We start from the raw sequence: 21095 nt of genomic DNA, 5'->3' as shown, positions 1-21095 counted from the left end.
CTATGAAGAATTTCAAGCAATACTTTGTTATTCCGGCTAGTCCTGCGGAGATTTACCTTGCCCTCACGACCGAGATTACCATTCGTCTTTGGACGGGGGATGCGGTAGAAATAGACCCTCAGGTTGGAGGAGAATTTTCCTTATGGGATGGCGCTATCACGGGGCGCTTCCTCGAACTGGAGCCAGGTAAAAAGATTGTGCAGCAATGGTATTTTGGCGAGCAGGAAGAACCTTCTATCGTGACCCTCAAACTGCATGAACATAAGAAAGGTACTTCTTTTGAAGTAAACCATATTAATATCCCCGAAGATGCCTACGACGAGATCGTTGAGGGCTGGGAATCGGAATACGTAGACAGTTTAATTGACTTTTATACGGAGGAGTAAGAACTCCCAAATAATAGATAAAAAATAGATCTCCGTATGGATACATACGAAGATCTATTTAAATCTTAGACAAGATACAATTTAATTAATGTATCTCAAGTACCCTCTCCGTCAGGGAAATCTCTCCTAACGACATATACGCTAAATTATTAATACTTGTTTTAAATACCAAACGTACATACTTCGTCTCGACAGGTGTCGCTAAATCGAACGATATTACTGCGGCATTCGTGGTTGAAGTGTTCAAAAACGATTCCCTTGTTACGAAATTCGTTCCATCTGTACTGGTTTGAAAATCAATATCTCTCGGCGCACCTGAGCCATTATTGTGTCTCAGGGAGAGTATAAAACCACCCAAGTCCCTTACATTATCCAATGTAATAGTCGCATGATGTGGCCAAGGAAGAATCGTCCCACTCCATGGCGAATGCCAGAACGTATCCGCAGCGCCGTCAATAAGAGCAGGCGCTCCACCTCCATCACCACTTTGGTTAGAACTAACCGCGGCAGACCAGCCTGCTTTCTGTGCAGCAGAAGTAAGGTTTACAGAAGTCAATCCATAGTTAAAGGTTTTCGAGGTCATATTTCCAAAACTATCTTTCATTTGAAGTTCTACACTATTACCGTATTTTCCATTAAAAGAAAATTCACCCTTTTCTTCTGAGCTCTGAATTTTTTCTACTTTTTGTCCTGTTGAAGATTCATAAATGATACTAACTTCTATTTCTCTTTCCAATGGGTTAGTCCAATCCAATATGACATTAAAACCATTTGCTTTAGCATCTGTAAATTGAATAATATCATTGATATACAACCCTTTATTTGTCGCTTTCTTGGTTACAGTTCCAGTCTCTCTTCCGTCCGTTGCAATACTGCTTATCTTAAACTCAAACTCTCCTACTAAAGATGTTGATATCAGAAAGTCTCCGCTAAAATCAGATATTATCACTTCCTTTTCTTCTGTACCATCCGTATAGCTAATTTTAACCTTTTCTATTTTATTACTCAGAACCGGCCATTTGAAAGTGAAACGGTTCTCATAATCACCATATACTTTCACGTCCGTAGGCTTTGCAATCACATCGATCGGCTCTTTAGAGCCGTCATCTACAACTTTTTCTGGAAAAGTTAAGGTATCTTTCACACAGGAAAAGAACAAGACCAAGACAGCAGCAAGCGCGCACAACTTTATATCTCTCATAATCTATTTTCTAAATTCGTTTTCAAAATTTTTCAAAAATACGGTTCCCGCCAAGTTCCAGTTATCATCAGCAGGAATATCCATCCAGTAAAAGACCTGTGGGAATAGATCAATATTTTGCAAGAATACCTCAGCAGAAGCCGTGCTACAAGGCTTAAAATTAGAAAGTACGCTCACATTAGGATGGCCGGAAACGGTCATATCCGGAGCAGGAGTATTAGCCGTATTTTCCCAAATATTACCATTCACAAACTGTGTATAGTAAGCTACCAGATTAGCTTTCAATGCGTGATCATCGCCAATCCATTTTGTACAAGCCAGTTCATCTATCTGATTATCATCCAACGCCTTATTCCAAACCCTTACATCCGACATATCCGCGTTAACGAATGCCATCCGCGTGTCAGACGTGTTAAAACCCATGGTTAAGGGTTCAGTATTTTGAAAGGCAGAAACAGCATACGCCAATTCTTTAGAAGCTGTTCTCGATCCGTTTACATATATTGTAGCCAATGTTCTACTGCCTACTGCTTTAAAAACGATGGCAAAATGATTCCACTGTCCATCCGTCCCTCTAGAAAAGCTCAACGTTTCCGTACCCGAACCATTTTGTACACGTAGCTCCAAAGCCATATCCAGTCCCCGCACATGCCAACCGGCATTCACACCATCCGAAGCATCTTTACCCAAAAAGTAATTATAATAATTGCGGTATCCTCCGGAAAAGGAGAGTCCACCCCAAAAATTATCCTCTCTCAGCTTCATCTTAAACTCAAATGTTAGCTCTCCCGTTGCCGACGGATTGAATACATTACTCTCCGCACCAGCGGGAGTTTGCGCTCTCACCCCAATTTCACTAAATGTACGTCTCGCTACCCCGTCATAATGTGTATACGTCCCTGCAAAGTATCCGTTGGCAAAAAAGGTGGCCATTGGATCAGCATTAAGCTCTGTAGAAACGAAGTCCTTATTGTAATACAAGGTAAATGTATTCATTTCATCTGCAGTACTTCCACCGTAGCTCCCGGTCGGCGTACCTCCCTGAGCAGAACAAATAACGATTAACCAATTTTCATTCGCATAATTCGAACGAGTCTCCAAAGCTGTCTTAATCTCTCCGATATAGCCATCTACCTTATCCAATGCGGTTTTATATTTTGCATTACTGACAACAAACCCCCCATCTTTACCAGCATCTTGTACCTCCGAAAACTGTAGAAGCATCAAATCCGGATTATTACTGTTTAAGAAATCAACTGCCTTGCTTTTTACCGCTTCGTCCGAGCTTTCAACAGTAGAAAAATCAGCTTCTCCCAGAAAGTTACCCGTCAATGCGACATTTCGCATTATGGCAGACGTATTCTTTTTACTATCCTTATTCTCCAGTCTATAAATAAAGGAAGGGGTAAACTGATTATCTCCGTGCGGATCAGAGGGATCGAAATCTGGTAGATAAGACTCTGATATCACTTTATGTGTTGCAGACGGATATCCTGTTAACAAAGTCACCATACCTGCTGGATCATTTGTATTTACATCTGCTTGTGCAATAAATGAATATTTTGATTTCTCCAACATTTTTGCAATGACCGTAGGTTGGTACGCCTTTATCTGACTTCCGACAAGCCCATCTACAGCGATCACCAAAACCTTATTTCTAACGACCGCATCCTCTTCCTGCTCATATTCTTCAAAAGAAGGTTGTGGATTGTCATATTTCGTACATCCGACAGACAGAAAACTGGAAATTAATATACCTATAAAAATCTTCTTCATAATTTATCGCTATTAATTATCATAAAATAAGCCTAACTCACCAAGTGCTACGTGGTTTGCATTATTTCCGTAAGAAGGGAATTCGATGCGAAAATAACGTGCTTCATATACTTCGTCGAATGCAATCTCGATACGTTGTGCGCGAATATCGGGTTGATCTGGATAATCTCCCAATAGCGTCCAATTTACGTTATTATTACTCATATAGACACGGATATGTTTATTGTACATACTGTGATTCCGATTAGCATAAAAGAACCCTTTAAAGGCTTCCGTGCCTTTCATATCCACATCAATGGTCACTGGCAAGTTAGGTACAGGACATCCGGACCAACAGGTGTGCCAATAAGTAGTATAATCACCATCGTTTAATCCGGGAAATCCCTTCCCATCATTTGTTGCTGTCTGCGCATTAGATGTATAGGTAAACAAGGAATGGTTCAGATCGTATTTAGCAGGAAGCGCGCCATCTCCCCCTGTCTTTGTCCAAGGGTTATACGTCCACAGTGCGGCATCCATCGGTGGATATTTATTTCGCATCTCCCGGCGCGCTGGATTACTAACTGCAATACCCCACGCGCTGAAAAAACGTTGATAATCCTTTCCTGTGAAGTCACAGAGCGAACGGTAGAAGAAATCAATCTTTGCCTGATCCAAAGAAAAGGATTGATTTGAATTCCGTGCTTGCGTATACACATAGGTCATAAAATCCCAGCCTATTTCATCATTCTTTCCTTTCACCTTGTTAAAGATCTGTAAGAAAGGTGTAAGTCTAAAAAAAGGACGTAAACCATCGTTTATATCCGACAACGTATTAAAATTCTTCGCTGTAGTAGAAGCTGCATACGTCATTGCTCTTGAGAACGCTTCTTGAAGCGCAGGGTGAGATGCAATCGCAGGATTACCAAACCGTTCTGCTGCCTTAAAAACAAACAAATTGTTTGTGGTCTCTCCTAATGCCGACCAGCTCCAGGCACGCCCTTGCTGATAATTATGACCTATCTCATGGAACGTACCCCAGGCACCCTCATTCTGCGAAAAGTTACCCATCACGTAGTTGTAATTACTGAACATAAAAAACCAGTGCTTGTCTTGTTGTGCCACCCACGGCACACCATCTCCGCCAGAACTGTGTGCATATCCCACACTCGGATGTATATCCAGAACACCACGCTCCGGCAACTCCGGATAGGCGTTTCTTACGTCAGGATTCCCTTTCGTTAATCCCATCCAATCGTAATAATCCTTTTCGTATATATCATTCCAAAGTTCCAATACCTCAGCCACCTTAAGATCATTTTTATACTGCAACACTAAGCTGCGAGGCACAGTAAAAATCGTACGTTCCGCCCGAAGTTCTAACCAAGGTACATCTGTCGCTTCAACTTCTTTTAACCAATCTGCCTGATTTGATACACCATGGATAAAATCTGGAGTTTTTACCGCACCAGACACTTTAACGGGTACAGACTGAGGCTGTGATAACATAGCTTTTATCCACAATAATCCTCCGAAAGGATTCCGAATATAATTATCTCCCGGGATCAGCTCTTTCACCGTATAAATAAGCGGTTGCCTGCGCAGCGGGTCTTTACCGGTCAAGTCATCGGTATGTGCACCTATCTGAGCAGTCAAACCAATAATTCCTGCAGGAACCGTGATGCGGATGTTCTCTCCCGCAGGGGCATATAGTCCTGTACTGAACACAGGTCCTGGGGCAGATCCAACCTTTAAATCAATTGCCGATATCCATCTAAAGTTTAACGGTAAATTTATAGTCGTATCTTGGATACGCCTTACATTAGCTCCCACCATACCGGGATAGATCCTGGCTTTATCATACATGGATTTATCAATATAGGACATATCTGTTTCGACATCCTTACCGGTAGGATCCCCCGTCTGATAGCCGTCTTCAAATTCATATCCATATTTGCCACAGGATACCAGTATTGATAATAATATGGTGCCTATAAATAATAATTTCTTTTTCATCATTGTAATTATTAACAAGTTAATATCCAGCTACTAGTATTCTAATATCGCATAGGGAGGAGTCCAAGCCTGTCCATCTAAGCTCCAAGCGACATTTGGCAATACACCATACCATTGATATATAAAGAAAGGGATGTCCACCTGGTTAGGCACCAAGCGAAATGTACCCTCATTGACATCCGGTTTGAAAAAAGGGACGAACTCATCAAAAGAAGCCCATTTTAATTCATTTACAATCTTTAGATTTCCTGCTTTACCGGTAACATCAGTCACTACACGGGTTCCGTTATCTTGATAAGCAGGCCAATACCCCAGCAAATTAGCATAGAGCGGGGAATTATCTGGTTTAACTAAACCTAGACCCGCCATAGATGCCACTTCCGCATCGTTCATAGCGACATTGTAAATCTGTAAATTGCAAACTATAAAGTCTCCCGTATTACTGCCATTACCCGTTTTCTTTCCCCACACCATAGGAATTGTATTCGTGATATTTGTTGTTCCGGCCGTAGTCTGCGCAGACAGCACACCATCCGTATAGATTTTTGCGGTATTGGTCGCACGATTAGCAGACAAGGTAATCGCGTGCCACTTCCCATCTTTTACAGGAGCCGAACTAATCTTGTTTATTCCCGAGGCACCAAATTGGACGTTTCCCCCCGCCATAATGAATTGCCAACCCACACCATCATCCGTATTATTACGTTTTATTAATATTGGGGGGTAATTGTGGTCTGTATTTAACGTATTTTGTTTAAAGAAAAAGTTGATGGTAAAGCTTTCGGACGAACCAAAATTCATTTTACTAACGTCATCCAGTTGCGCTGAAGTGGCATTAATTCCCGAACTTCCATACGTTAAATGTAATCCTGATCCTACAAAAGGAGCTGTACTTGTCGACGGGCGCGCCTGATACTTACGTGTAAACCTCGGCGAATAAAAATAGGTAAAGGTGTTACGTAGATTATCTGCAAATACGGTTTGATCGTCTGGATCTACCTCGGCAATAGGCCCTCCTATTGAAGATGTAATAACGACTAACCAGTTTTCAGATTTGTAATTCGGCCTTTTCTCTAAGGTCGAAATTAAATCCGCCATTTGGACATCAAACTTTCTAATAGCTTGTTGATAGGCCACATCGTCACTTTCAAAAGAATTATCATTCCCCACCTGCTCTATATCCGAAAGATGAGCAACAATCATTTCTGTGTCACCTGAAATAGCCTGCTTGGTCTTTGCAATGACCTCATCGTCTGTAGACAAGACTTCCTTCTCATCCATATCTGCATAAAGATATTGGCTTACATCGTTACTGGTCGTATAACCTATAGCATTGAATCCCTCATACCCCGACTTCAACCGATCAAACAACGTCGGGAAACCTTCCGTATCTATTGTTGATAAATCGGTCGTTACTTGATGCTTCGCAGAATTAACTCCTGTAAAAATATTAGCGAGACCCGTTTCCTTGGTGAACGCCACATTTCCCCTGAAATCACCAAGGGATGCATTCGTATAAAACGAGTTACGGGCTATTTTACGCATGTTTTCGGGATCTATATCGGTCATAGCATCACCGCGGATACCATCAACAACAACAACAAGCACTTTATTAAGCGAAGAGCCCATTTCCTTATTATTATATTCCTCCTTTAGTATATTCGGAAAATCCTCATTACAGGACAATTGGAATACAGCCATAAATGCTAGAACCGCCTTCCATAAATTAGTAAAATTTAATATTCTTTTCATAAATCTAGCTTTTAAAATTAGTTTCTCACCTCTAGCCTAAATAGATTTCCTACAACTCTTCCGTCAGCAAGTCCAATGCTTCCCCCAATCAATAATGCAGGGTAACCCAAGCTGGAAGTAGTCTCAATCACATGGTTGATCCGACCCGAGAATTCGCCAATATTGTTATATTGCTGTAGTGCTTCACCGCTGCTTTCCAAAATCAGCAATTTGGACCGATGTACACCATTATATCGGACAAAATCTCCCGATACTAGTACCCTACCACTATTCATGACATACGCATAGCTTGGTATACGTTGTTCTACATCTCCTAAAACAAAGCTATTATCCACAGAGCCGTCCGCATTTAGTAGCACAACTCCCCTCGTAGCCTGTCCATTGAAAGACGTAAACCGACCTGCCAATGCAATCTTATTCAAGACTTTATTATAGGTGATCGAATATATTTCATCATTTGCTCCTGTTCCGACATTGAAACCTGCATGTATGCTTCCGTCTTTGTTAAAAGCTACGACGCGATTAGCAGATTTGGCATTAAAAGAAGTAAAAGATCCAACCACGATAATTTTACCATCGTTTGTTTCTACAGCACCGTTAACGAAGCCGTTTGCTCCGGCATTATTATAGCCAAATGTTGAATCTACCCTGCCGTCAGCTTTCAAACGTACAATATTATTTACCAGCGTATTGACATACAATTTAGATTCACGGGAAGAATACCTATAGTCAATATAGCCATGCACCCCGAAATTTCCAACAGCGATCACACTGGTATCTGGCAGCGCAAAAAGAGCCGTTATTCCACCAAACCCTGAATTAATCGTTGCTCCCAGGTATGCATTAAATGCCGGTAACGTATCGTATGCATTGGCTGGTCTTTCGGGTGTTGTGTTGATTAACTCAAGAACCATCGAATCGATACTTCCCTCCGAGTTGAGTCGGGTAATATGTCCCAAATTGTAACGGTGATTGTTGAGATTTTCCATCCCGTAGATACCTCCTCCGACCATATACTTTCCATCAGGTAGACGGACCATACTATTAATACCTCCATCAGCTCCTTTTTGTACAGCAAAAGAACCTGCAGTAGTAGCAGCGGATTCACCGTTTGCATTAATTTTATGGATATTACGTCTAAATACTGTTGCCGAAGCCTGATTTTCAAAATTCGTAAAGTTCCCTAAGATCCATAAATCACTTCCACTTGTTGCCGGCAAAATGTAGTTTACCGAACTGTTGAATCCATTTCTTACCGCATAATCAGTATCAAAAGATACGTTTCCTTCAATCGGAACTCGGGGGCCAAAAAATATCTGATCATTGATTTTTACTTTTAACCCTCCCGATGACACTGTCAAGGGTACCCGAACTTCCATTGTCGAATCGGTCAATGATACCACCTGTGCCAATTCTTCGTTAATGAACACTTTTACATTACTTTCGTGTTTCAACAAGCCCCTTACTGATATTTCAAACACGTCATCGGGTCTAACAGCAGGCAAAGGCCGGTTCAATCGTTCAAATACCACGCCCAATTGTTCTCTACCCCCCGCATAGGGGTCTTCTCCAAAACCGTCTTGATTTGTCTTACAAGATTGAAACACCATCAATCCCAGAATCATCGGGACAAATCCAATTATATTGAAAATTCTTTTCATCAGCATGCCTATTTATAAATTATACCCTTAGTAATCGCTGCATTCACAAAGTTGCTGGTTACAAAGCCAAACGTATGTCTACGATATTCCAAAGCATGGATTACGCCATTAGAAGTTTGAATATCTGAAGTCGCTACAGGTGCATTTACCATGCTTCCAAAAGACCCCACATTTCCGGTATTCCGTATATAAGAGATAAACAGCTGTCTATAACCTGCATACTTTACGATCTGAAATTCATCCTCCCGGATTTCTGAAATCACATCGTTATAATTGACGCCCAGATTCATATTGGTACCACCATATGACTCAAACCCCTGACCCGGATAGATATTTAGGTTGAGGGTGTCCACCTGTGGGATATCTTTCAACAGATAGGTATCGTTGTATATATACATAGACAAGTACTCTCGCCACACGGCGGGATCCACTTGATCCAGTGTATATATACTGTCGCGCCCTGTTAAATACAAAGCTTCGTTCAGCGCAAAAACCGCTTTGCGGATCGATTGGTCTCCAGGAGCAAAGAACGTCACTCCCTTTTGGTTGAGTACAGACTCCAGTTCACATAGCTGTATGACTTTGTATAAGGAATCAAATACATCTTTACGCATTTTTATATAATCTACTACTGTACCATCATAATGCGATTCATGAACACCCGAATCTATAAAATATTTATCCTGGCAGGAACCCAGAATCAGTCCCATCAAACAGGTAAAAAATAAATTTCTAATAATATACTTCTTCATTATCTAAGTGCTTAATTGTTCCAGTACGTATTCAAAGTCATAAAAGGATTATTTACTAGGGCGGCGCGATCAATCGGCCATGTCCAAGCGCCGCGATTGAAATCGGCCAAAGAGACCGGATTAGATGTATAATCTGAGTTTAAGATTCGTTTGGTCCGCACCAGGTCATAGAAAAAATGTCCTTCGCCCAATAATTCCCGAACCCGCTCCCACCAGATTGCAGTCTTCAAATCCTCTCCGCTGTCTTGCACCTCCAATGCATTGGCGCGGTCACGAACAACTTTCAACATTGCTCGTGCATCTCCGTCACGCCCTAGTTCTGCCAATGCTTCTGCACGCAATAGAATCGCATCCGCATAACGAAACACAATAGCATTGTCATCTGGATTACCATCTTCCCCTTCTGCTACGAAAATATTAGCGTATTTCAAGAACACAAAACGGTTACTCGTAGCATAAATATCTTCCTGAAACCAAAATGTTTTCCGTTCATCCACGGCATCCTCGGGATACATCTCCTTCATGAATTTAGGTTCGTAATGTATATATGAAGCCGTTACCAATGCCTTATAAGGCGCACGCAATACATAATCGGCATAGGTTGCCGAGATATGAAAGAGTTCCCCATAATTGTAGTTTTGCACAATTTCAAACAACCCTTCTTTTGTACGGCCTTTGAATATCTGCTTGGTATCTTTCAATGGCAACAGCTCATAGGAGTCCTGATTTTCTTCCATCAACTCTTTACCCAACACATTCGTGCGTTCATAATGCTTGTTCTTTTCTCCTTCCGAAAATCCGGCTTTCCACATGTTGATGTGCATCATCAGCGCAATTGCTCCGCCACGAGACGCTCGGTTCCCTACTTCGGTAGGATCTTCATATGTCCAGGGTAGATCCTTATAGACAGACTGCATATCCGCATCTATCTTTTCCAAAACAACTAACATTGGGCTACGACCTATTGCTTCCGCATGGAATGCTTCTGTATAGTAGGGCACATCGCCAAACAGTCTGACCAAGAAAAAATAAGATAGGTTCCGCATAAAAGTTGCTTCCGCAATAAATTGCTTTTTTTCGCTGTCCGAAATAATATTTTCCAAACGTTCTATTTCGTGAATGGCAATATTCGCTTTCGCAATAACGGTATAAAATCGGGCCCAGTTACGGATATTATGGAATCCAAAGAAATCCATTCCATCAAGATAGTTCCGCGTCGGATCGTGATATTGGTTAAACAGTCCATTCAAATCATTATTTCGCAAATAAGAAATATGGTTCATAAAGCTTCCGGCAGCATTCGATCCGGCGTTACGAACCGTAGGCGCGCAACGCAGATCTCCTGTACCCGGAAAGAACGCGTGGTTCATTGTCGCATGGCGGAAGTTCGAGTATAATCCCTGGATAAACATACGCACATCCCCCCGGGTTTGCCAGTAATTGCTTCCGGTGAGATCATCAATCGGATTTATGGTCAAAAAGTCCTTTCCGCAAGAGCTCATGAAGAGCACAACGAACGATAGGATATATATAAATACTTTTTTCATGTCTATTAGCTATTAAAATTGTACATCCAAACCAAAAGTAAACGATCGCGCCCGAGGATATCCATTGGAATTATCATATCCCATACCCGTTACCAATTCGGGATCTGGCCCCGAGTATTTGGAGAAGGTATAGATATTCGCTGCAGTTAATAAAACACGTAAACCTGAGATATTTAACAACCTCTGTATCTTTGCTCTATCAAAATTATACGATAATGTTGCTGACTGGAACTTCAGATACGATCCATCTTCTTGGAAAAGCGTTGAGTTCTGACGGAAGGGGTTTACTATCGCTGCTCGTCTAAAATCAAACGGGTTCGGATACACTGCATTGGGATTATCCGGTGTATAATAATCATAGTCATCAATTGGCACCCTCGCCAAATCATTATTTGGGCTATAATAATTTCGAAAACGGTCGGCTATAGCCGAATTCATAATATCACGCTTTATTGTATAACTAAATGATGGCTGAAAACTCCAACCCTTATACGAGATCGTCGCACCGAAACCGCCCCACGCCCGTGGCTGCGAGTTGCCGGCAATAACCAGGTCATTTTCGTCCAATACATAGTCTCCGTTCAAGTCTGTAAAAATAGGATCTCCTGCTCGGAAAAAATATTCCTCCCCGGTACCATTACCTGCCCTATATCGCAAACCAGTTGCAGGATTGACCGGAACATCGTCATCGCTTTGATACACCCCTCTATAATGGTACAACACATTCGACAGCGTATTTCGACCCAAACGCTTTAATATCTTCACGTAGGCGAGATCAGTACCGATAATTTCCTGTCGAAAATCCCCGGCCATATCTGTTAGATAATCCTTGTTAAAGGATACATTCGCGTACAAGGTAGCCCGCCAATCGGTATTCTTAAAATTTGGTCTGAAAAAAGTGGAAAATTCATGCCCGATATTCACGATCGACTGTTCATTGATTTTCAGTTCCGCAAAGGAATTTATATTGGCCAGCTTCACGGGAACCAACTCCTTATCGACCTGTTTGTAATAATTTTCATAGGTTACGGTTAAGCGATCATTCCAAAAACCGAGATCCAATATCGAACTCCACTGCGTAGTTACAATGGGTTCTAAGCTTATATTAGGCAAAGAACGCATATCTATACCAACCGTTGGTTGTCCATTATAGGTCGCTGCATCCATCACATATCTGCCGTATGCATCATATATCGTTCCTGTCGGCACCGTATTTTTCCCAAAATTGCTACGAATATTCGCCGTACTAATCCAATCAAATTTTGACATAAATTCTTCTTGTCCAAAATTCCACCTAAAGCCCACAGAAGGGTTTTCGGACCATAGATCAGAAGAACCGCGGTTAGAGTTACCATCTAAACGATAGGAAAACTCCATAATATATTTGTCGTCAAACTGGTAAATCAACTGCCCGGCATAACTTGCCGAACGAAAGTCATCCAAGTTATCCAACACCCCGCCACGTGTAAACCGCGTATTGTAGCTTAACCCAGACTGTATACGGTCAGAACCTGTCCCTATTAAATTTACAGCTTCTGCCCTGTACTTGCTTATGTCCGCCTCATTAAATATGAAGGCGTTCAGTAGATGTCTATCGTTCCCAAACGACTTGTTAAATTGTAGCATATTCCGATTGTAGATCTTATTCCTTCGATCATTATACACTTCGATCATGCTTTCCCCTCCATTTAGGATTTCCGGAGTAAAACGATCTTGATTCGCTATATTGTAGGAGTATTGTAGCGTCGTTATCGCCCTAAGGTTTTTCAGAATCTGGTATTCCAACTGTACCTGCGTATTCGCCATCGCCGTTTTGTTGTCATTCACGACATTCGTCGCCGCCAGTGCATCATAGCTTCCCGAAAAAAGAGAAGGTGGCGGAATTAATGAGCTGGTATTAGCACTAGATGCCACGCCCGACTGTTCATAGGCATTTCCCGATCCTAAGCTATTGCGCACCATATTTACATTCATATAAGTACTCATAAAGAACTTGTTATTCGGCCGATACTGCATATTTGTATTCATCGTGTAGCGTGTGAAGCCCGTATTTTGAATAATCCCATTTTCTTTATAGTAGCCCGGTGCTATCTTATAGTTGAATGTTTGATCCCCTCCGCTGATCGTCAATGCCTGTTGCAGATTCAGTGTATGTCCATAAAAATAAGACTGCCAATTGGTTGAATTATTATAGAATGCATTTAATGAATCGGCTAGGCCAGGCGTTCGGTTGACTAAGTCTAATCCAGAATTGAGGGTGGTGTCATTGGCAAGAATTTGCCAAACGCGTTGCCGACGCTCCGATACTCCCCCCATTACAGTCCGCAAATTTGGAATCGTATTGGCAAAATATTTCGAGTTCCAGCTTACAATCGGAATCTTAGAATTTCCTCTCTTCGTGGTTACGAGGATCACACCATACGCCCCTCTAGAACCATACAACGCCGTCGCCTGTGCATCTTTCAGAATCGTAATGTCCTCAATATCCTCTACTGGAATCATCGATATCGGACTAATACCAGGCCCCTGTGTTTGAAAACCATATTCAAAGCTGTTCCCTTCATCCACAGGCACTCCATCGATAACAAATAAAGGTGACGTATTGGTCATATAGGCATCTGCTCCTCCACCCGACACATTCGCCGAATTCAGTCCACGAAGTGACATACTTCCCCGTATTCCAGGTGTACCCGTATTTAATTGCACATTCAATCCCGGAACCCTTCCTTGCAGCAAATCCGTAAAGTTGGCCGCCGGTGCATCCCGGATATCATCCGCCTTAATCACCACCGCAGATCCTGTTAATGACTCCTTTTTTCGAGCCACATAACCCACGGTTACCGTTTCGATCTCATTCTGGCGTTCGTCCATCGCTATCTGGTAAGATGTCTTTCCCTGTGTCAATCGAACAGTTGCATCATCATAATTCATATGGTTTACACGTAAACTTGTCGTCCCCGAAACAACTTTTACACTAAAGCTACCTGTTCCAGAAGAAATCCCGACACGTTTCCCTCCAGGCAGAGCAGTAATCGTTGCTCCCGCAATGACAACCCCGTCCTGATCCTTTATCGTACCAGTTATCGTCAATTCTTGCGCGAAGAGTGGAGCAATACATATATTCAATAATATAAATACTAAAAATATTCTTTTCATAAGGCTAACAATTACTGTTCGTTTTCAAAATTTGGTGTCTCACCATTAAATCTTATCTGGAGTTCCCAGTGTCCTTCACGGAATATGGCAAAATCAAACATCACAAATGCTTCGCGCAGAAATCCTCCCTTTCCCAATCTGTTGTATTTCAAATTTAATCGTGCTTTATCCCCCGAAGGGTTAGTATATCGTGTAGGATAGTTAATCAATGGCATTGGGTAAGCTACATCATATATTACTTTTCCATTCTCAAAACGATGATTAAAACCATGTACTAAATGTCCAAATTCTGAGTCTTTAAATTTGCGCATATCGATGGCCTGACCCAACGAGTCCAATGCACTGATAGTTAATGTATTTCCGGGTGACGTATTTTCTGTATTTTCAAAGATAAAAATCCGTACATCGCTCGTCGGCATACCCGTTTTTTCACCAAAAACATTGTACAATATAGATGGTCGTAGATACGAATTCTTTGCGATACCCAGAATATCGTCGTACTGCGAAGGTTCATAATCACGTTCCCTTCTTGGCTTCAGTATCAGATTACGCACATAGCGTCTTCCGCCCGTGTTTGCTATCTCGACATCGAAGAGATAGCCTTCACTAGGCAGTGTTTTAATAAAGGAAGCGTCGCCTGCATCCCAAAAAACTATATCTCCGCTTTTTTCCTGTATTTCCAAAAGCGATCTGTATTCCACTTTTCGTTTACCTTCTATCTCTTCTAATGAAGTTTCTTTACCGGTGTAGGTTCCCGTCCATATTTTTACGGGATATTTTTCCATAATCTCCGGTGCAAGTACACCTTCTGCCGTGCGCGCCCCCAATATCTTGAAATTCAGCGGCAAAGTGGATTTATTACTCACACTGACAACATTCTCATAAGAGGTTTTTCTACCCAAATAAGGGGAGAATTCGGTCGTCGTGATCATTACATCGTCGCCTAATGCGTCTAGATCATCTGGAATTAAATCCGTACAGGATGAGAAGAATGACAGTACGCTTAGTGTTATAACGGATAGACCTCTCACCATGCTATAATAAGGTTCTTTTCTTTTCATAATTTAGTTCTTTGATAGATAAGCGGTTAACTTCCCAAACCCAAATTCATGCCTCGCCGTTAAGGTATGTATAATCCCATTTTCGGTCTTAAAATCTACGGTAGCTGTTGTCGTGCTGTTCCAATATCGCTGATAAATAGATTCGTTCACATCGCTAAACATTAGCTGCTGTTGTCCCCCATTTACTAGGCCAGAAGAGGTTAAGACCTTATAAAGTACGTGCATCTCATAATCGTACTTTGTACTGAAGATACTTTGTCCATCCAAATAGCTTTCAAAATCTGACACTGGATATCGTTCATCAAATACATAACGTTGGGCGAGGGTGTCCAACACGTCCAGCTTGATGTCTTCTAAATATAATGGAGGCAGCCCATTTTGTTTCCTTGCCACATTTAGATTTTCAACAGCCAATGCAAACGAACGATTGTTGACAGCGAATAGCGTTATATCATTATTCGTTTGATTCAGTTTTTCCTTCAGATCTGGTAAACGCTCCAACACAAGTGCTAAAGAGTCATACGTTCCTTTCTGATTTATTAAATAACTGTAGATTGAACCATTATATAACTGTTCTGCCTTTTGATAGTCATAATAGTGACTATCTCCTTTTTGACAGCTGAGCATACCTGAAATACCCAAAGTAAATAGTAAAAAAGAAATATATTTCATAATTCTAGCTGTTAATTCCAATACGTATTTTGTGTAATCTGACGGTTATTTCTGAGCACATTTCGGGAAATAGGCCAATAAATACCTCCCTTTTGGATCATATCCGTTAGCTTTGCATCCGTTGATTTAATTCTGTTCCAGCGCACTAAATCGAAGAAACGCCACCCTTCTCCCATTAGTTCCCTTCTTCTTTCCTTAAACACTTCGTCGATCAACGGCTTTGTATCCAGTTCTGAAACCTGGTAAGAAGATGTAAAACGCATCGCCTTAATGACATTCAACAACTCTATGGCTTTGATATGCTGTCCTAAGACAGCTAGAGCCTCCGCCCTTAATAAGGTTAATTCTTCCAGCCTTGTGAATACCAAATTCGATCCGAATACGGCATAATTTCCTTCATTAACCCCATCACGGATAATCTTGATCTTGTTAAACACCGGAATTTCATTGCTGTAATCCTTAAAATAATTCTCCCTAAACAAGCCTGACACCGTATCAACTCCAAAACGCCTGTCATTACGCTCCAGAAATGCTGAGGTAATTGAATCCTTGCTTACATATACATCCGGATTTGCCCGATTTACATAAGGAGTGGCTAACGTCAATTGTTCGATATGACCCGATGGTGTTGCTTCTCCATAGCTGTATGCAGCGCTAAAGTTGACGATCTGACCAAACTGAAAATTGTTGGTGAATATGCCAAAATTGCCGGCTAGCCCTGCCGTCCCTGTGCTCGAAGGAGCTATATTGTTTAGATAAGTAATATTCGATTGGGTATAGTTGTCCATAATAAACTGCGTATAGGCAGCGACATCCAAATACTTACCTTGCCACGCCGACATATGAGCCAAGATTGCATATCCTGATATTTTATTGAATAAGATTTTTTGCCAATTAGTGGAGAATGAGCCATAATACTGCTGAGGCGCCACTCCATACCGAAAAGGTAATACCTCCACAGCTTCTATCAGTTCCTGCTCAGCAAACGTTAATACATCTCTGTAATCCGTACGCGCAAATTCTGGGAACTTCCCGTTGTCGAACGACGAAGTAATCAACGGAACATCGCCCCATACCCTTACCATATAGAAATAGGTAAATGCACGGATAGCTCTAGCTTGGGCAATATCCAAATCCAGATTAAATTGTGTATAGCGTGAATCGTGTTGCAGTACCCGTGGTGCCTTTTCAATAAATAAAGACGCCGCATTGATCACCGCATAAAACCTTCTCCAGTTGGACAGATTTTCGAGTAAGTCATACGATTTATTTAATTCACTGTTTATTACTGCAGATAGGTCTTGTCTTCGGTACGAGGTAAAATCACCGGACCGAAATTCGCCATACATCCAATGTGCATTATTGTCTACCATGGCAGCACGCAGTAATCCGTACATACCGATTAAAGCAGCTTTTGTATCCGAAACACTTTCCCAATGCACTTCTTCTGTCGACACTTCGACAGAAGGAGCGTCTAGCGCCTTATTACAGGAGGAGTTAATCTGTGAGATCGCACACAATGCAATAAGACAAGATTTAAAATATATATTCTTTAACATAACAATCATTTTATTCAGGTCTGTTTATAAATCCAATTTCAATCCCAACGTGAATGTCTTCGTCAATGGCAATCCGTATCCATCATACACCCCATTGAAATTTACCAGCTCCGGATCATTCCCGGTGAACTTCGTTAGGGTGAAGATGTTGTTGGCCGTTACATACAAATAAGCCCTACGCAACGTTTTGATGTTACTTTTAAAGTAGGCTAATCTGCTTAGATCGTAGCCTAATGATGCCGACCGTAATTTCAAATAGGAGGCATCCTCCAAGAACAGATCCTGATCCACGCGGTATGGATTGGTACCACTCCATACATTGTATACGGGATACTTGTCAATGTCGAGATCCTGCTGCCAATGAAAGATCTCACGGACCGCACCCATTGTATTATTATCTTCATTATTCACAAAGTCATAACGATAAGACGCACGTTGGTTTAACGCATTTACGCCCAAAGCATAAGTAAAGGCTAGGTTTACGTCAAAACCCTTGTAGGTCAGTGTATGATTAAAACCACCGTAGAATTGCGGGGTAAAACGCCCTTGCAGTACCTTATCCTCATCGTTGATGATGTTGTCTTTATTCTGATCGATCCAACGCGCATCACCAACTTCAAAAGGTACACCATTGTTATTCAGCGGACTACCTTCTGTCGATCCTGGTATTTCAGCGGCAGTCTGATATATACCTGCATTTTGGAATAACCAAAAACGGTCGATCGACTCCCCTACACGCAATAAGCGGTTTCCTTCATATAGTTCGGATATCCCGCCTGGGAGCGCAGTTAGCTCATTTCTATTTAGATTCAGATTTAAAGACGTAAACCAACTCACTTTCCCATCACTAACCGGCAATATAAATCCATTGATCGTTGCATCCAATCCTTGATTGCGTACAGACAAACCATTTTTATATTCTCCTGTATAACCAAATTCAAGCGGAACAGGAGTCAATGCAATTTGATCGTTATCTTCCCTTTGGTACAAACTGATAGACGTAGACAATCTTTCGTTAAAAAATGAATTGTTTAAGGTCAGCTCCAATTTATCACTGTATGCCCATTCCAAACCATATCCCGTCCAGCCATGCGAATATGGGCGAGAAATGCCGGCATACCCAAAATAAGAGGACACTGTCGGATCTTGCGACCAGCCCAATTTAGCATCATATTGTGGTCCTGCGGCATAGCGACTCGTATACACTGGCTTGCCTATTCTTGAATACCCTAAATTGACATTAAATATATTCTTCAAGTCAAACTGTTTATCTATATTCCATTTTGCTCCAGCGGATGGCGTAAATAACCATCTGCTATCCCGTTGTACAGTCGAAGAACCATCCCACCGTAATACTGAAGAAAGCTCCAATACGTTATCAAAACTATATCCAAGCTTTCCATAAATAGAATGTAAATGGAATTGCTCCTTATTCAGATAGCGTAACACGCGAAGACCACCTCTAGGCTCTAAATAATCTGCCTCATTACGCCTTCCATTAACTACATTCAGCTTGATGTAATCATTTGGGCCATCATACGCGCGCGCAAAATTATAGCGGAACAGATCTTCAGAGTAATCTGTACCCACAACTGCAGAAAAATGATTCCTATCTAATTGATGTTTATATGCAAGTTTATTAGAAAAAATAAACCTTTGCGTATAGCCATAATAGGTAGACATATAATTGATAGTTTCCATCAAACCGCTTGGATAAAACAGATCTCTAATACCCTCATTATAATCTAAGGAAAATGTGGACGAAAAATTCAAATCCGAAAGGATATCCAAAGACAAACGGATATTCCCTTGCACATGATTCGTGACATTGTCGTCTACTACATCATTCCTATAAAAATCCATATATCTTTCATAAACCGATTTATTGGGTGCTAGAGGTGTAGACAAATCTGGCAAATAGGCCATCTCTGTATAGCGGTCTCTCAAGTTTGAATTTCGATCGCGTTCCAAACGGCGTGCATTAATAACAGACGATACGGAAAACCACTTGAAGGGAAGCATATTGATATTAAATAATGCATTATACCGTTTCAAATTTGTTTCATCGGACGATAGTGCACTCTTCGTATGACTTCCCAAGAAGCCAAAGTTTGCGCGATCAGAACCACCTCTTAGACTTAAATCCAATGTATATAGCGACGCTGTAGAATAATAAACATCCTGCCAATCGGAAGATCCATAATAATTCGAATTCGTAGAATCCGACAAGTAACCCGGATACTTTAATTTATCATCAGCAGTTCCATATTTCGAATAAAAATTCTGTCTAAATAAATCCTCATACTCCGCATTAAAAGGCGTAACGGCGGGCTTTGTATTCACGCCGTAATAGCCATTTACCGAAATCTCGCTTTCTCCGGTTTTACCGCCAAAAGTTGTAATCCAGATCGCACCATTAACGGCCAAAGGTCCTAACTCAGCCAAACGTACAGGGTCTTTAATCACTTCGATAGATTCGATAGATGCCATATCAATTGACGATGCAAAATCTGTTGCCGGACCGATACGATTATAGTCGTACAATTGGATATCGTAAGCGAAGCTATTCTCCATACCCATTGGGATACCGTTTACGAAAATAGTCGCTTGATTGTTATTGATATCCCTATTCGTAAACTGTACAGCGGAAAGCCCCCGAACCAAAATGTTTTGAAATGTTCCTGGTTCGGCAGAAGGCTGCTGCACATACACACCTGCAGCTTGTCCTTTGAGCACTTCCCCGACGGTTAAATACGGATTGTTTTTTAGCGGTAGCACATTGATGCTATCTGTAGTTAATACTTTAGAGTTCAAAGTGTTAATCTTCGCAACGTCGGCGGAATCAAGAGGTTCTTCTTCTAATGTATCTTGCTGGAGTACATAATCAAAGTATACATGATCAATGCTATTCTTACCCCATGAAACAAGAGGGACTATCAATAAGAAAAAGACATAATAAAGGCTTCTTATCATACAATTTGCTATTTAAGGTTAATTGCTTTTCAATACTTTAGGTTAAAACAATTAAACAATGATAGAGATAAGATTTCAATATTCATAGCCTCCTAAAGGCGATAAAGCAACGAAAACGTTTGCGCAATTTTACGCAAACGATTGTTCTATTTAACATTTCTTTAACAAGTTTTATATCTTCTTCCTTTTGTCACAAAAATATAGACATATGCAACTGCTAATAACATCTCTATGCCGCAGACTCCTCCAATCAAAACATAAAATGACTTCACTTTCAATCACAATATTAATGTCGTAAATCCTGAAGAATAAGATATTCAACATGCGCTTTGATATAAAGATGAAATAAGGATTAAATTAATAAGATCTGAGAGATCTTCTCTTCTCTGCGATAAAGTGTGAAGGGTGTTATCGTACTATTTGACATTTTCAAAAAATACGAACGGTACACTTTAAGAGAAGCAAAAATACCGAGCAAAAAAAAGAGCCCTTACTGTTTCCAGCAAGGGCTCTGTATAAAAAAAGGCACCGACCTACTCTCCCACCTGTTACGGCAATACCATCGGCTCTGGCGGGCTTGACTTCTCTGTTCGGAATGGGAAGA

Annotated in this window: 13 protein-coding genes and 1 rRNA gene; 1 reads left to right on the top strand and 13 read right to left on the bottom strand. The window is 41.2% G+C overall.

The features are described from left to right. The first annotated feature begins 2 nt into the window (after positions 1 to 2). Entirely contained in the window at positions 3 to 386 is a 384-nt protein-coding gene (locus FAZ15_RS12635; RefSeq protein ID WP_136901685.1) for an SRPBCC domain-containing protein, read from the top strand. Positions 387 to 471: 85 nt separating this feature from the next. Here FAZ15_RS12635 and FAZ15_RS12630 read toward each other — a convergent pair whose 3' ends face one another. The 13 genes from FAZ15_RS12630 to rrf form a co-directional block, all read right to left on the bottom strand. Further along, positions 472 to 1587 (bottom strand): discoidin domain-containing protein, encoded by a 1116-nt coding sequence (locus FAZ15_RS12630; protein ID WP_136901684.1) that lies wholly within the window; start codon positions 1585 to 1587, stop codon positions 472 to 474. A 3-nt stretch (positions 1588 to 1590) separates the two neighbouring features. Then, on the bottom strand, positions 1591 to 3363 hold the full coding sequence (locus FAZ15_RS12625) for a LamG-like jellyroll fold domain-containing protein (RefSeq protein ID WP_136901683.1): 1773 nt from the start codon (positions 3361 to 3363) through the stop codon (positions 1591 to 1593). Positions 3364 to 3375: 12 nt separating this feature from the next. Further along, complete coding sequence (locus tag FAZ15_RS12620; RefSeq protein WP_136901682.1) at positions 3376 to 5361, bottom strand: M60 family metallopeptidase; 1986 nt, start codon at positions 5359 to 5361, stop codon at positions 3376 to 3378. Between the two features lie 30 nt (positions 5362 to 5391). Continuing rightward, entirely contained in the window at positions 5392 to 7110 is a 1719-nt protein-coding gene (locus tag FAZ15_RS12615; RefSeq protein ID WP_136901681.1) for a LamG-like jellyroll fold domain-containing protein, read from the bottom strand. A gap of 17 nt (positions 7111 to 7127) precedes the next feature. Then, complete coding sequence (locus FAZ15_RS12610; protein ID WP_162304934.1) at positions 7128 to 8771, bottom strand: DUF5008 domain-containing protein; 1644 nt, start codon at positions 8769 to 8771, stop codon at positions 7128 to 7130. Between the two features lie 8 nt (positions 8772 to 8779). Further along, the gene (locus tag FAZ15_RS12605) at positions 8780 to 9523 is read right to left on the bottom strand and encodes a fasciclin domain-containing protein (protein WP_136901679.1); all 744 of its coding nucleotides are present in this window, start codon (positions 9521 to 9523) and stop codon (positions 8780 to 8782) included. A gap of 11 nt (positions 9524 to 9534) precedes the next feature. Beyond that, entirely contained in the window at positions 9535 to 11070 is a 1536-nt protein-coding gene (locus FAZ15_RS12600; protein WP_136901678.1) for a RagB/SusD family nutrient uptake outer membrane protein, read from the bottom strand. A 12-nt stretch (positions 11071 to 11082) separates the two neighbouring features. Then, positions 11083 to 14226 (bottom strand): SusC/RagA family TonB-linked outer membrane protein, encoded by a 3144-nt coding sequence (locus FAZ15_RS12595; RefSeq protein ID WP_136901677.1) that lies wholly within the window; start codon positions 14224 to 14226, stop codon positions 11083 to 11085. An 11-nt stretch (positions 14227 to 14237) separates the two neighbouring features. Continuing rightward, positions 14238 to 15287, bottom strand: coding sequence for a DUF5007 domain-containing protein (locus FAZ15_RS12590; RefSeq protein WP_238387242.1), 1050 nt, complete (start codon positions 15285 to 15287; stop codon positions 14238 to 14240). Between the two features lie 3 nt (positions 15288 to 15290). Beyond that, positions 15291 to 15959, bottom strand: coding sequence for a hypothetical protein (locus tag FAZ15_RS12585; protein WP_136901676.1), 669 nt, complete (start codon positions 15957 to 15959; stop codon positions 15291 to 15293). An 11-nt stretch (positions 15960 to 15970) separates the two neighbouring features. Continuing rightward, on the bottom strand, positions 15971 to 17518 hold the full coding sequence (locus tag FAZ15_RS12580) for a RagB/SusD family nutrient uptake outer membrane protein (RefSeq protein ID WP_162304933.1): 1548 nt from the start codon (positions 17516 to 17518) through the stop codon (positions 15971 to 15973). Between the two features lie 24 nt (positions 17519 to 17542). Beyond that, positions 17543 to 20491: a SusC/RagA family TonB-linked outer membrane protein gene (locus FAZ15_RS12575; protein ID WP_136901674.1), complete on the bottom strand. Its 2949-nt coding sequence runs from the start codon at positions 20489 to 20491 to the stop codon at positions 17543 to 17545. 520 nt (positions 20492 to 21011) lie between these two features. Beyond that, a 5S ribosomal RNA gene (gene rrf / locus FAZ15_RS23180) occupies positions 21012 to 21095 on the bottom strand; the annotation flags it as partial.

This window comes from Sphingobacterium olei (genome assembly GCF_005048855.1).
Taxonomy (GTDB): domain Bacteria; phylum Bacteroidota; class Bacteroidia; order Sphingobacteriales; family Sphingobacteriaceae; genus Sphingobacterium; species Sphingobacterium olei.
This window is presented reverse-complemented; position numbering and strand designations above follow the sequence as displayed.